Source organism: Demequina litorisediminis (assembly GCF_030161615.1).
Classification (GTDB): domain Bacteria; phylum Actinomycetota; class Actinomycetes; order Actinomycetales; family Demequinaceae; genus Demequina; species Demequina litorisediminis.
The window spans coordinates 1,851,564-1,864,935 of sequence record NZ_BSUN01000001.1 but is presented as its reverse complement, the minus strand read 5'-3'; the positions used below and the strand labels follow the sequence as shown (position 1 = coordinate 1,864,935).

General features: G+C 69.1%; 15 protein-coding genes and 2 pseudogenes. 3 read left to right on the top strand and 14 right to left on the bottom strand.

Going from position 1 to position 13,372, the window contains the following annotated elements; translation table 11 throughout:
• Nucleotides 1-55: 55 nt before the first annotated feature.
• Nucleotides 56-913 (top strand): annotated as a pseudogene (gene purU / locus QQK48_RS11535) (formyltetrahydrofolate deformylase).
• A 67-nt stretch (nt 914-980) separates the two neighbouring features.
• Nucleotides 981-1,280, top strand: a complete 300-nt coding sequence (locus QQK48_RS11530) for a hypothetical protein (protein WP_284328542.1) — start codon at nt 981-983, stop codon at nt 1,278-1,280.
• 96 nt (nt 1,281-1,376) lie between these two features.
• On the opposite strand, the gene QQK48_RS11525 is transcribed toward QQK48_RS11530, so the two are convergent.
• The 14 genes and pseudogenes from QQK48_RS11525 to QQK48_RS11455 all read right to left on the bottom strand — a co-directional run bounded on the left by QQK48_RS11525 (nt 1,377) and on the right by QQK48_RS11455 (nt 12,529).
• Entirely contained in the window at nt 1,377-1,535 is a 159-nt protein-coding gene (locus QQK48_RS11525) for a SpoIID/LytB domain-containing protein (protein ID WP_284328541.1), read from the bottom strand.
• A gap of 34 nt (nt 1,536-1,569) precedes the next feature.
• Nucleotides 1,570-2,085: a hypothetical protein gene (locus tag QQK48_RS11520; protein ID WP_284328540.1), complete on the bottom strand. Its 516-nt coding sequence runs from the start codon at nt 2,083-2,085 to the stop codon at nt 1,570-1,572.
• Between the two features lie 76 nt (nt 2,086-2,161).
• Nucleotides 2,162-2,533, bottom strand: coding sequence for a hypothetical protein (locus tag QQK48_RS11515; RefSeq protein WP_284328539.1), 372 nt, complete (start codon nt 2,531-2,533; stop codon nt 2,162-2,164).
• 520 nt (nt 2,534-3,053) lie between these two features.
• Entirely contained in the window at nt 3,054-3,941 is an 888-nt protein-coding gene (locus QQK48_RS11510; RefSeq protein WP_284328538.1) for a glycosyltransferase family 2 protein, read from the bottom strand.
• A gap of 36 nt (nt 3,942-3,977) precedes the next feature.
• Nucleotides 3,978-4,322, bottom strand: coding sequence for a hypothetical protein (locus QQK48_RS11505; protein WP_284328537.1), 345 nt, complete (start codon nt 4,320-4,322; stop codon nt 3,978-3,980).
• A gap of 152 nt (nt 4,323-4,474) precedes the next feature.
• Nucleotides 4,475-4,855, bottom strand: a complete 381-nt coding sequence (locus QQK48_RS11500) for an amidohydrolase family protein (RefSeq protein WP_284328536.1) — start codon at nt 4,853-4,855, stop codon at nt 4,475-4,477.
• 10 nt (nt 4,856-4,865) lie between these two features.
• Nucleotides 4,866-5,651 (bottom strand): annotated as a pseudogene (nagB, locus tag QQK48_RS11495) (glucosamine-6-phosphate deaminase).
• Between the two features lie 50 nt (nt 5,652-5,701).
• Nucleotides 5,702-6,547 (bottom strand): ROK family protein, encoded by an 846-nt coding sequence (locus QQK48_RS11490; protein ID WP_284328535.1) that lies wholly within the window; start codon nt 6,545-6,547, stop codon nt 5,702-5,704.
• Nucleotides 6,544-8,829, bottom strand: a complete 2,286-nt coding sequence (locus QQK48_RS19980; protein WP_348523594.1) for a glycoside hydrolase family 3 N-terminal domain-containing protein — start codon at nt 8,827-8,829, stop codon at nt 6,544-6,546. The genes QQK48_RS11490 and QQK48_RS19980 overlap by 4 nt, the downstream gene beginning before the upstream one ends.
• A 21-nt stretch (nt 8,830-8,850) precedes the next feature.
• Complete coding sequence (locus QQK48_RS11475) at nt 8,851-9,798, bottom strand: carbohydrate ABC transporter permease (RefSeq protein ID WP_284328534.1); 948 nt, start codon at nt 9,796-9,798, stop codon at nt 8,851-8,853.
• Nucleotides 9,799-10,350: 552 nt separating this feature from the next.
• Complete coding sequence (locus QQK48_RS11470; RefSeq protein ID WP_284328533.1) at nt 10,351-10,791, bottom strand: type 2 periplasmic-binding domain-containing protein; 441 nt, start codon at nt 10,789-10,791, stop codon at nt 10,351-10,353.
• A gap of 10 nt (nt 10,792-10,801) precedes the next feature.
• On the bottom strand, nt 10,802-11,242 hold the full coding sequence (locus QQK48_RS11465; protein WP_284328532.1) for a type 2 periplasmic-binding domain-containing protein: 441 nt from the start codon (nt 11,240-11,242) through the stop codon (nt 10,802-10,804).
• Nucleotides 11,243-11,310: 68 nt separating this feature from the next.
• Nucleotides 11,311-12,096, bottom strand: a complete 786-nt coding sequence (locus tag QQK48_RS11460; protein WP_284328531.1) for an ROK family protein — start codon at nt 12,094-12,096, stop codon at nt 11,311-11,313.
• Between the two features lie 16 nt (nt 12,097-12,112).
• Nucleotides 12,113-12,529, bottom strand: a complete 417-nt coding sequence (locus QQK48_RS11455) for a MarR family transcriptional regulator (protein WP_284328530.1) — start codon at nt 12,527-12,529, stop codon at nt 12,113-12,115.
• A 152-nt stretch (nt 12,530-12,681) separates the two neighbouring features.
• Between QQK48_RS11455 and QQK48_RS11450 the strand changes: the two genes are divergently transcribed.
• Nucleotides 12,682-13,329, top strand: coding sequence for a sulfotransferase family 2 domain-containing protein (locus tag QQK48_RS11450; RefSeq protein WP_284328529.1), 648 nt, complete (start codon nt 12,682-12,684; stop codon nt 13,327-13,329).
• Nucleotides 13,330-13,372: the final 43 nt, after the last annotated feature.

Here is a 13,372-nt window from a genome sequence, read left to right as displayed (position 1 = left end):
ACGTGACAAAGTCGACGCGACGGCGGCGCCTCACACTGTCAGTACGCTGGGCGCCATGACCGCCACGGACACCCGCTACGTGCTCAGCCTGTCCTGCCCCGACGGCCCCGGCATCGTCCACGCCGTCTCGGGCGCCCTCGCAAGCCTCGACGGCAACATCACCGAGTCTCAGCAGTTCGGCGACCCGGACACGGGCCTGTTCTTCATGCGCGTCGAGGTGACGAGCCCTGCGCCGCGAGACCAGATCGAGGCCGCCGTGGTGCCGCTTGCCGCGCGCTTCGGCATGGACTGGAAGCTCGACGTCGCCGGACGCGCGATGCGCACGCTGGTGCTGGTCTCGAAGTCCGCGCACTGCGTGAATGACCTGCTGTTCCGCGAGCGCGCCCGCACCCTCCCCATCGACATCGTTGCCGTCGCGGGTAATCACGCGACGCTCGCCCCGCTCGCGGCGTTCTACGGCAAGGAGTTCCACCACGTGCCGGTCACGGCCGAGACCAAGCCGGCGGCCGAGGCGCGCCTCCTGGAGGCTCGTCGACGAGCCTGGACGTGGAGCTCGTGGTCCTCGCTCGCTACATGCAGATCCTCTCCCCCGAGCTCTCGGAGGCCCTGCGCGGGCGCGCCATCAACATTCACCACTCGTTCCTGCCGTCCTTCAAGGGCGCCCGCCCCTACTTCCAGGCACACGACCGTGGCGTCAAGGCTCATCGGCGCCACCGCGCACTACGTCACAAGCGACCTCGACGAGGGCCCCATCATCGAGCAGGAGGTCGAGCGCGTGGATCACACCCACACGCCCGAAAGCCTCACCGCCGTGGGCGCGGACGTGGAGCGACGCGCGCTCGCCCGCGCCGTGCGCTGGCATGCCGAGCACCGCGTCCTCCTCGACGGGCACCGCACCATCGTCTTCCGCTAGGCGGGTCCCGGGCGTCAGTAGCGGGGAGTAAAGGCTCCACAGCCACGGCGAGACACCGCCCGCGACGGTGTTGCGGATCCGGTCAGCGCCCGTGATGGTCGCGGTCTCCCCCGAGGCCGATGTCGCCGTCACCTGGGTCGCGGCAGCGTCGCTTCCACCTGCCGTGCGCTTGGTGACCTTGATGCTCACCACGTCGTCGAGGCCGAACATGCTCTGCGCCTGCGCCTGCGTGATGGTCCGCGTCCAGGCACGCATGGGGTTGCGGGCATTGAGCGACCAGCGGTCATCCACGGAACGCAAGTGGCTGAGGCGCGACGTCCAGATGTCCTCGGAGTTCTCCGTCTGCCCACCGGACGACGAGAAGTAGTACGTCGTGGCGATCGAGGAGCCCGTGTAGAGGACCTTCCCAGCCGTGGCCGAGACCGCGCTCGTCCATCGCTTGCCGTAGTACGCGTTGGTGCCCTCAGACTCCTTGATCCAACCCGTGAAGTTCTGGCTGCGCGCGTCGTCGTAGAGGTTGCAGTTGCAGGCTGGTCTTGTACGTCGCGAGCTGACGTAGCGCGTAGCCACGCGCGGTGATGGCCTGCGCCTGCAGGGCGGCGGAGTCCCACGAGGACGGCATCTCGGCGATACCGCGCAGGTACTCCGTCTCGAGGTCAAGGCGATTGGCGACGATGAGGCGCGTCCCGGGAACGGTGACGAGGAGGCGGCCGTGGCGGTAGTCGCCGTGGGTCGCCGCGCTTCCCGACGAGGTCAGGATGTCCGCGTAGGCCGACTCCGACGAGCCCGACTGGTAGTACGACGTTCCCTCCCACCGCAGTTCCACGGTGCCCGTCGCGGTCGCACTTGCCCCGGATGGCCGGGTGACCGTGATCGACGTCCCCGAGCGCGTGATGCGAAGGCTTCTCGTCCTCCTTGCCGGTCCACGTGGTGGTCGCGGTCGAGGACCCCGAGGGGTAGAAGAGCATCGCCCATTGGCCGTCGCCCGAGCCGGGCGAGCGCACCACAAACGTCACCGTGTCCCGGCTGTCGGAGCCGGACCCGAACACCTCCACGCGGATGTCCCGGGACGTCGACGCACTCTTCACGGAGGTGCCCGTGTAGTAGTGGGTGAGGATCTCGGATGCCGATGCTCCCTCGAGCGCCATGCCCTGCGCACCGTACTGCGACATGCCGATGCCGTGGCCCCAGCCGGAGCCTGCAAGGGTGAAGGAGGCCGGGATTCCCGTGGGCTCGGGGTCGGGAGTCTCAGGCTCCGTCGGCTCCGGATCCGGCGTCTGAGGCTCCTCGGGCTCCGTCGGCTCCGGGGCGGGCGTCTCGGTGCCGGGCGTCTCGGGATCGGGGGTGCCAGGGTCGCTCGGCTCTCCCGAGTCGGTCGGCCGCGGCGTCGGCGACGTCTCTGGCGTGGTCGACGTGTCCGGCGTGGGGGTCGACGTCGGCGGGGTCTCTGGCTGAGGGGTCTGCGTCGCGCTGGGCTCGGGCTGGGGCTCGGGGTCCGCGGGTTCCGTCTCCTCGGGTGCTGGCGTCTCGGGGGCGGGAGGCTTCCGGCTCGGTCGCCTCGGGTTCCGGGCTCGGCAGATCGCCGGGGTCCACGGGCGTCACGCCGTCGGGAAGGCTCACCTCCGGAGCCCGACGCGCCACCGCCGGGGCCACTCGCGGATTCGGTATCGGCCTCCTCGACCACGGCACCCACCACGTCGTCAACGGGCGCGGCGTCCACGCTCACCTCGGGCGCGGGTTCCGCCGTGGGATCCGCGGTGGCCGTGGCGGAGGGCGAAGGCTCGGGCGTGGCCTCGGCCTCAGGGTCGTCGGCAGAGAGGTCGTCAGCACCAAACGGCACGTCCTCCTCCGCCACCCGCGAGGGGCCCACGGACACGGCCGTGGGCTGGGGCTCCTCGAGCCAATCGGGAACCGAGGCGAGGACGGGCAGCGCGAGCGCCAGCACAGCCGCAAAGGCAACGCCTGGTACGACGCGCAGCAAGCGGCGCGCCCTGCTCTGGCGGTGACCCGTGACAATCATTGTGTACTGATGTTACAGATGTGACTGGGGTGACAACAGGCCACGTCACCAAAAGTTCGCCTTCGGCCTCGCGACTGCGCACTCGCACGAGGACGCATCTGCCCCGCAGAAGCGCCCCCGCTAGACCACCAGCAGGCGGCCCTTGCGGGCGATGTAGGCGACCGTGCCCCACGACATCTTGCGCTGGTCACGCGGGCACTCACGCCACCCCTCGCGGAAGCCGCCGAACCACGGCCTCAGGCCCCGCGGAGACCTCAGCGAACGCAGCACCTGGAGCACCGCCCACGAGGTGGCGTACACCACCGACAGGGGCGCGGGGAGGTTCCTGCGTGCCACCCACACGCGGTTGCGCGCGGACAGCCGGTAGTAGTCGGCGTGGCGCGTGGGCTTCTTGACCGGGTGGTAGATGCGCAGGTCGGGGTCGTAGATCACCTTCTTGCGCTGCTCCCACACGCGCCACGCGAGCTCGATGCCCTCGTGCGCGTAGAAGAAGTCACCGGGCCACCTTCCGGCCGCGAGGAGCACGTCGCGGCGAATCGCCACCGCGCCCTCCCACAGCGAGAACGCGGCGAACGGCTTCTCGACCTCGCCCGAGCCCAGCTTGGGCACCCATCGCGACGGCGAGCCCTTCCCCTTGGGATCGAACACGCGTCCCTGCAGCGCGCCGAGGCCCGGATCATCCTCGAACCGCTCCTTGACCTCGGACAGGAAGTCGTCGTCCACCACTTCGGCATCGTCATCGAGGAAGAACACCAAGTCGCCGGTCACGTGGCCGATCCCCGCGTTGCGTCCCGCGGGAATGCCAAGGTTCTCAGGAAGGGCGAGCGTGCGCGCCTGCGGGGGCAGCGCCTCGAACGAGGCGGGGTCCCAGCCATTGCCGACCACCAGGATGTCCGTGGTCACATCGCGCTGCTTCAGCACCGATTCGATGGCCATGACGAGACGCTTGCGCCGCTTGCCCATGGTGAGGATCACGACGCCGAAATCCGGCTGCACGGGTGTGGGCATAAGGAGAATCCTACGAGGCGCCGCCCGCGCCCCCGGTCAGGCGAGCCCGAGGACGGCCCGCGGCACGTCTGAGGCGGCGGCCACGGCCTGCGCGTGGGGCACGCCTGCGGCGACGCACACCTCGATCGCGCGGGCAAGCGTCAGGGTCGACCCAGCGATCGTGTCGGTGCCTGCCAACACCGCCTTGCCGTCCCGCACCTCGACCGCCAGGTCACCCAGGACATAGTCGCCGTCCGATGCCGCGGCGGCGGCCATCGCATCGGTCACCAGGACAACGCGACCGGGCGCGGCGCGGAAGACCGCCGCGATCAGCGCGGGGTCCAGGTGGATGCCGTCCGCGATGAGGCTCGATCGACACGCGATCGTCGTCCAGCGCCGCACCGACGGGCCCAATCTCCCGGCCCACGATCCCTCGCATCGCGTTGAAGCCATGCGTCAGCAGCGTCGCTCCCCTGTCAAACGCCTGCCTGGCGAGCGCGGCATCGGCGTCGGTATGTCCGACCGCGACCACGATGCCCGCGTCCACACACCGCTCAATCGCGTCGAGCGCTCCGGGAAGGCTCCGGCGCGATCGTGATCTGACGGATCAGCCCGTCACCCGCGGCAATGAGTCCGTCGACCGCCTCTGGCGTGGGGGCGACGAGGTTGCCCAGCGCGTGCGCGCCCTTGCGCTCGGGAGACAGGAACGGGCCCTCGAGGTGCACACCGATGATCGCCGAGTCGTCGGCCATCGCCTCACGCACCACGTCCATCTGGCGGCGGGTCACCTCCAACGGAAGCGAGACCAGCGACGCCACCATGGCACCGGTGCCGTGCGCGCGATGCGCCGCGGCTGCGGCGAGGGTGCCCTCGACGGAGTCGCCGAAGGCGTGGCCCCCACCGCCGTGGCCGTGGATGTCAGTCAGGACACTCATGATGCAAGCCTTACAGACCCTGCCACGCCGGCTTGTGGGCCTGCGAATAGCGGTAGTAGTCGGCATGCGCCAGGCGGGACGCTGCGGCCTCGTCCACCACTACCGTCACGTGCGCGTGGAGCCTGGATCGCGGAGCCGGGCATGCCTGCGCTGACGGGGCCCTCGACGGCCGCGGCGACCGCCTCAGCCTTGCCCTCGCCGAAGGCCAGCATCACCAAGTGTCCGGCGCGCAGGATGGTGCCAAGGCCCTGCGTCACGCAGTGAATGGGCACCTCGTCGAGCGAGTCGAAGAACCGCGCGTTGTCCTCGCGGGTCTGCTCCGTGAGCGTCTTGACGCGGGTGAGCGAACCGAAGGAGGACCCGGGCTCGTTGAAGGCAAGGTGCCCATCGGTACCGATGCCGAGGAGCCTGGAGGTCGACGCCGCCGTGTGCCGTGAGGGCCGCCTCATAGCGCGAGCCCGCCGTGGCGACGTCACTGCCAGTGCCATCGGGCACGTGAACCCGAGCCGGGTCGAGGCCCAGCGGTCCCGTCACCTCCCGTGCGATGACCGAGTGGTAGGCTCTCCGGGTGGTCCTCCGCGATCCCCACGTACTCGTCGAGCGCGAACGCCGTCACCGCGCTGAAGTCCACCCCGGCCGCCGCATGCGCCGCGAGGGCCTGATAGACGGGCAGCGGGGTCGAGCCCGTGGCCACACCAAGCGTGAAGGCGGGATTCGCGGCGACCTGTGCGGCAATGTGGTCGGCGACCACCGCGCCGGCGGCCTCCTTGGTCTCGACAATCAGCACTTCAGCCATTGGTCACTCCCAGCAGCGCCGCGCCCATGGCCGCGACGGGTCGATGTCCTTCAAGAATGCGGGTGCGGCGCGCCACCAAGCGATGCGATGAACCGGGAGCCATCCGCCCAGTCCTTCAGGACCTTGGCGGTCCCATCGAGCAGCACGTCACCGAGTCCGGTGAGGCCACCGCCGACGATGACCTCCTCGACGTCGTAGGCGAGCACGAGCACACGGATCGAATGAGCCACGCCAACGAACAGCCGCTCCCTGATCTCAACGGCACGCGGGTCGCCCTTGGCGGCGAGCGCCAGGATGTCTCTGGCATCGGCCGTCGGGTCGCCCCACTGGCGCACGATGCCGGAACCCGACGCGTACGTCTCCAGGCCGCCGGGATTGCCCTCGGCGTCCACCGGCCCCCTCGGGTCGACCGAGATCTGACCCACCTCGCCGGACGTGCCGCGCGATCCCCTCCACAGTTGCCCGTCGAGGATGATGCCCGCGGCCAGGCCCGTGCCGAGGTTGAGGTACGCGACGGAACGTGCGTCGGTACCGACCAGGCGCCACGCGCCCACCGCGGCGGCATTGACGTCGTTCTCGACCTGCACCGGCCTGCCCCAGGCGTCGCCAAGGGCACGCGCGAGGTCGAGTTCGACGAGGTCGAGGTTGAGGGCGTGACGGACCACGCCGCCCCGCACCGCGCCGGGGATGCCGACGCCGACGCTGAGGGCGTCACGCACGTCGACGGCGCACTTGCGGGTGACGACCTCGACGGCGGCCTGCGCCGATCGCACCACGCCCTCGGGTCCGCGCTCCACGGGGACGCGGTGGCGCTGGAGGATCTGCAGCCGCTCGTCGACAGCGACGGCATCAATCTTGGTGCCGCCGATGTCGACGCCGATCCTCACGCCGGTCACTGGAGGAGCTCCAGGAGCGCGGCGCCCACGGCACGCGAGGCACCGTAGGTGGCGATGTCCGCGTAGCCGTCCTCGAGGGAGGGCCACCCCATGTCCACGACGATCGCGCCGTGGACGCGGAGCGCGTCAATGGCCTCGCGGGCCCACGCGTGACGGTGGTTGTCCTTGCCTACCACCACCACGAGCCGACCCTCTCGCGGCGCCCAGTCACCCAGGCCGTGCTCGGGGGTGACCACCGCATCGGCCTCAACGGCCGAGGCGAACGGGCCCCACGGCGACGGGCCAACCGCAATGTTCGCGGCGGGCTCGAGGCACACCCAGGCGACCGGCGCCCCCTCCCGCGCCTCAAGGCCACTGAGGGCGGCCTCGGACACGTAGAAGGAGTCGCGGATGCGCGCGGAGGTGAGACCCGGCACCTCTCCACGGACGAGGTCCGCGGGAGCGGCAGGAGCCTCGCGCGTGCTCGCCACCAGGCGGCCGATGCGTGCCGCAGCATCGGCCAGGCGTTCCTCGGTCACGTCCCCGGAGGCCATGGCCCCCTCGATAGCGGCCACGATCTGGTCCATCTGGGCATCGGTGTTGGCGGTGCCGATGCACAACAGATCGCAGCCGGCCGCGAGGGCACGCGCAGCGGCGGCGGGAATGCCGAGCTCGCCGGAGGCGCCCACCATGTCGAGGGCATCCGACACGATGGCGCCTTCGAAGCCCATCTGGCCCCGCAGCAGTCCATCAAGGATGGCGTGCGAGAACGTGGCGGGATTCACGGGGTCGATCGCAGGCACCATGATGTGCGAGCTCATGATGCTCGCGACGCCACCCGCGATGGCCGCGGCGAAGGGGGCGAGTTCCCGCGACGCGAGGGTCTCGGCGTCGACGTCCACGGTGGGAAGCGAGACATGCGAGTCCTGCGCCGTGTCCCCGTGGCCGGGGAAGTGCTTCGCGTTGGCCGCGACTCCGGTCGACTGGACACCCTGCGTCCAGGCCACGCCGTGCTCGCCCACGAGCGCGGGGCTCGCCCCGAAGGAACGCACGCCGATCACGGGGTTAGAGGCGTTGGAGTTGACGTCGACGTCGGGAGCCAACGTGAGGTTCACGCCCACGTCCCGTAGGCTCCCAGCCCACCTGAGCACCCACCGCACGGGTGAGTTCCAGGTCGTTGAGCCTGCCCAGCAGGGCGTTGCCGGGGAACGGAGACCCCTGCGCCTGGTACAGGCGGGAGACGTCGCCGCCCTCCTCGTCGATCGAGATGACCGCGTCGGGGTTGGCCGCAAGGATCGCGGACGTGAGGCTCCTTGAGCCTGGGCGGGCGTCGACACGTTCGTGGCGAACAGGCACACGCCTCCCATGCCCTCGCGCAGGCGGCGCTCCACCCACTCGGGAAGCGTGGTGCCCTCGAAACCGGGCATCAGCACGGCGAGAGGGGTGACAGAGGTACTCATCCCTTCACCGCCCCGCCCACCATGCCGGAGGTCATGCGGTTCTGGACGATCATGAAGAACACGATCACGGGGACAGCCACTAGCACGGAGCCCGCCATGACCTGGCCCCACTCGACGGCGCCGAACTGGGTGGGCTCGGAGAAGCCTCGCAGCCACAGCGGCAGGGTCTCGGAGGCTCTCCGACGTCATCAGCACGGAGGCGAGCGCAAACTCGTTCCATACCTGCAGGAACGCGTACACACCGGAGGCCACCAGGCCGGGAGCCAGCAGCGGGAACGTGATCCGCATGAAGGCCTGGAAGCGCGTGCAGCCGTCGATCATGGCAGCCTCTTCGAGGTCTGCGGGGACACCGGCAACGAAGCCGCGCAGCATCCACAGCGTGAACGGCACCACCATGGCGACGTAGATGATGGACAAACCGGCAATGGTGTTGAGCAGGTTGAGGCTCGCGATCATCTTGTACTGCGCGATGAACATCGCCTCGGCGGGCAGCATCTGGACAAGGATGACCGCGAGCACAAACGACTTGCGGCCCTTGAACTTGAAGCGGGACACGGCCAGCGCGCCCAGGAACGCGACCACGATGCAGATGACGAGCGCAATGGCCGTCACCGACAGCGAGATCCGCATGGCGGCGCCGAACCCCGTCGAGCCGTCCAACACTGCCTTGTAGTTGTTGAGCGAGCCGCCGAACGGCAGCCAGGTCGGCGTGAGGGCCGTGATCTTGGAGGCCGGCTGGAAGGACGAGTTGATCATCCAGTAGACGGGGAACGCCCACAGGAGAGCGAGAACGATGGCAACGGTGCCGCCGATGCGGCGCCCGGTGGAGGCCTTGGTCTTCATCAGTCGTCCTCCTTGAGGAGTTCACGCACGTAGAACCAGGACAGAGCGATGGTGAAGATCATGACGATCATCGCGGCGGCGGCCGCGACACCAAACTTGCCCTGGCCCACGCCGAGCCCGTACACGTACGTGCCGAGCAGGTCGTAGCGGATGCCCGCGGCGCCGAAGCCCTGGAGCAACTGGATCTGCGCGTACACACGCAGGTCCCAGATCATCTGCAGCAGCAGGAGGATCACAAGCACGGGGCGAATAATCGGCAGGGTGATGCGGCGCAGCATCGACAGGCCGTGTGCGCCGTCGAGCCTGGGCTGCCTCGACGACCTCGTCGGAGACCTGGGTGAGGCCCGCATACACGGACAACGCCACGAAGGGCACCGATGCCCAGGTGATGATGATCGACGCAATGGCGAAGAAGCTCAGGGGGTTCTGGAGCCAGTCATGGCCGATGAAGTCGACACCTGGTAGCAGGCTGAGGAGGTAGTTGACCAGACCGTTGCGGTCGTCGATCAGCCAGTTCCACACGGTCATCTGGGCCACGATGGGCATGGCCCACGCCAGCAGCAGAGAGATCTGCAGGCAGATGCGAGGCACCGTAGGGATGGACTTCATCAGCAGCGCGAGTCCGATGCCGAGCACCATCGTCGCGAGCGCGGTGACACCCATGAACACGACGGAGCGGATCAGGACGGTCCAGAACTCGCTGCCGGTGAGCAGGCCGATGTAGTTCTCGAGTCCCACCCACGCCGGCGGCCGCCCGAACTGCTGGGCCAGTCCGTACTCGCGGAAGGAGTTGAGGATCTGCCATCCGACCGGGTAACCCATGCCGATGAGCAGGGTGATGATCGCCGGGATGACAAGGAAGTAGGGGATGAGGCGCCGACGTAGCGGGCGCTTCGAGGGGGTCCGTGGCTCGTCGGCCACGGGCGGCGGCGCGTCGAGGGTCGACGGCGCGGGCGCTGGGGAAGTCATGAGGGGTGCCTCGCGGGGTTGAAAGAGGGGACGCGATGGGGTGGCATGGCGTGGGCCCGGGCGCCGGGGCGGCACCCGGGCCCACGCGGGGACGGCAGAGCCGTCGCGAGAGTGTTAGCCGTTGATGAGCCTCGTTGAGCCTTGGCGTCGTACTCAGCGGCGAGCCTTGGTGACGTCGCCACCCTCGGACACGGCCTGGAAGTAGTCCTCCAGGATCTGAGCCTCTTCGATCGCGGCCCAACCCGGCGCGGCCGGGGTCGCCTGGCGTTCGAGGCGGCGTCCAGCGCGGCCTGGTTCTGCGGGGCCAGGCTCGACGTACGCGTCGGAGTAGTCGAGGTTGGCGGGGCCGAGGCCGTTCTCCGACAGCAGGAGCCTGGTAGTCCTCGGAGAAGATGATGCGCATCAGGTCCTTGGCGCCCTCGACGTGCTGCGAGGCTGCGGAGATACCGATGTTCGAGCCACCGGCGAAGACGGGGGCGAAGCCACCGTCGGCACCCGGCAGTGCGAAGTAGCCGAACTTCTCGTCGTTCCAGGTGAACGTCTCGTCGTCGTTCACGTCACCGAGGCAGCAGGCTGCCCAGGCTCGGCGCCATCTCGGTCGCGGCGGGGGTGCCGGCGAGCATGTCGTCGTTGATGGCCTGGTAGATCTCGTCCGTGTCGGTCGACTTCGCGACCGAGGCGGTGGTGAAGAGGCTCCTGCCACTGGGTCATGCCCTCGATGGCCTCGGGGGTGGACAGTGCGCCTGCCCATGCGGAGCCGTCATACGTCGCGAGGTCTCCGCCGTTGGCGAAGATCCACGAGACGCCGTTGCGCCAGTCGCGACCACCCATGTAGAAGCCGCCGATGCCCTGTTCCTTGAGGTCAGCGTTGATCGTGGTCACGTCGGCAAGGGTCGTGGGGACCTCAACGCCGCCAGCGGCGTAGATGTCCTTGCGGTACCAGGCGAGGCGCGAACCGAAGTAGTAGGGGAGGGTGAAGTTCTGCTCGCCCACCTTGCCGGCGTCAACGAAGCCGGGGAGCAGCGAGTCGCCGCCGAGGCTCCTCGTACATGTCGGTGATGTCGAGGTACGCACCCACGGTGGTGAACGTCGAGGACTGGGTGTTGCCCACCTCGGCGACGTCGGGGGTGTTCGCCTTGTCGGGCAGGGCGGTGGTGAGCGACGTGATGGCGTCGCCCCAGCCGATGCGCTCGACGGTCAGCGCGCCACCGTTCTCAGCGGTGTAGGTCTCCTTGAGGTAGTCGACCAGAGCCTCGGGCGTGTCCTGCTCGCCCATCAGCCACAGGGTGATGTCCTCCGCTGCCGAGGTCTCCTCGGTGCTCGGAGCCGCGGAGCCCGTGGGCTCCGTGGTCGCGTCGTCATCGGATCCGGACGACGAGCATCCGGCGAGGACGATGGCCGAGGCGGCGGCGAAGGCCACCGCTCCCTGCGTCATCTTCTTCATGGTGATACTTCCTTCTGTTGTGTGTGCCGTCCGTGACTTATGGAAGCCACGTCGTTGTGGGTCGGGGATCAGGAGATCCCCGCCTGTCCGGTGAGGACTGTGACCACCGCTCCGAGCACGACGATGTCGCGCCCGAGTGCGGTCATCCGCAGCGAGAGGTCTCCGTGGAGCTCTCCCATGGTGCGGCTGCGGAGCGTCTCGGCGGTGGCCTCGAGGAGGTCCCCGGCGAGAAGATCATGGGGTCCGGCGAGGATGACCTCGCCGAGGTTGAGGGCGGCGACGACGGGGCCGAGCGCGATGCCCAGCCTCTCCCCCGCCTCGCGCAACACGGCGACCCGGCTCGCGTCATCGGCGGCGTCGGCGAGGTGCGCTTCGAGCCGCGGCGACGCGAGCCAGGTCTCCAGGCAACCTGCCTTGCCGCATGCGCAGTCGGCACCACCATCCGTGCCGACGACGACGTGGCCGATCTCGCCTGCGGCGAAACCGGAGCCGTGTACCAGGTGTCCGCCCACGATGAGGCCCGAACCGACACCGCGGCCCACGCGAATGAGCATCGTGTCGGCGCTCGCACCGCCGAAGGTGCGTTCGCCCTGGGCCGCCATGTTGGCGTCGTTGGCCACCTGGGTGGGGAGGTCGTAGCGCTCGGCGACGAGCCTGCTGGAGCGGGACGTTGTGCCACCAAGTTGGGCGCCGAGACGACGGTGCCGTCGAGGTCGACGAGGCCGGGGCTGCCGATGCCGATGCCGATGACGGATGCGGTGGCGCTCGCCAACAGGCTCATCGAGCAGACGGTAGGTAGCGTCGACGGCCTCCATCCCGGTGATGCCCCGCACCGGGACCTCGGCGCGTCCCACGACGGTGCCGTCGAGGTCAGTGACGACGCCGCGGAACGCGGAGTTGTTCGACAGGTCGAGGCCGATGATGGAGAAGCCCTGGCGGTTGAGGTCCAGCAGGGTGGCGGGCTTTCCGGGGCGCGAGTCGGGGCGCAGGCCGAGGCTCGATGACGAGGTCCTCGGCGATGAGGTCGGCGACGAGGTCGGAGATCGTGACGCGGGTGAGGCCCACTTCGCGGGCGAGGTCCGCCCTCGATAGACCCTCGGCGCGGTAGAGCGCCTGCATGACCAGCGCGCGGTTGTGGCGGCGGGCGTGCTCGGGGCGCAGGCGCGACGTGGGTCGTGCGGTGGCCGCCTTCACGGGGCGGGCACTCGTGGCGGTGGGGCGTCCGGTCCGGGTGGCCGTTGCGGCCCCCTCGGTCACGGCGCCTCGCTGCGCTCCCTTGGTCGTCATAGTTAGTTAGTAAAGATTACTAACCAATGTCAGCGCAAGGGGTCGGATCGTTTCGATGCGGAAAGTTACCGATCCGTGACCACCCCGAAACGTGCCGAAACATCGGCGCGGTGCGGGTAAAATCGATCCACCCTGACGAGTAAGGAGACCGCATGCCGGTCCTACGCAAGGACGGGGTGGCACTGCTGTTCGTGCACATCCCCAAGACGGGCGGCGGCTCGGTCGAGACCGCCTTCCGCAAGGGCGGGTGGAAGGTCAACCACTTCGACGGCACCAGTGGCCCCGACTCGATGAACCACCTCCGCCGCCACAGCCCCCAGCACGCCGACGCCTCCCATATCGAGGCGACATTCCGTCTTGAACGCTTCGACGGCATCTTCACCTTTGTGCGCGACCCGCTGCCCCGCCTGCGCTCGGAGTACCTCTGGCGGCACCGTGACGACGACCGCATCGACACCTCGGGCCGGGCGTTCGAGCGCTGGCTGCGCTCCACCTTCCGAAAGCAGATGAAGAACCCGTGGCTGTACGACAACCACATCCGCCCCCAGGTCGACTTCCTGGTGCGCGGCGGACTCACGCTCCGTGTCGAGGACGGCATTGACGAGGGGCTTGCCCGCCTCGCCAATGTCACGGGGCTGTCCGTGCCCACCTCGGCACCGCGTCGCCATTCCGGCGCGGACGTCTCGGCCGTCAAGCCGTCAGACGTGACCATCACCGACAAGGCACGCTCCCTTGTCGCGGATTTCTACGCCGAGGACTACCGTCGCCTCGGCTACTCCCCCACAGACGCATCGGCCTGACGCCCTCACGGCGCCGCCTCTGCCCTCGCGAAGGACACCATGA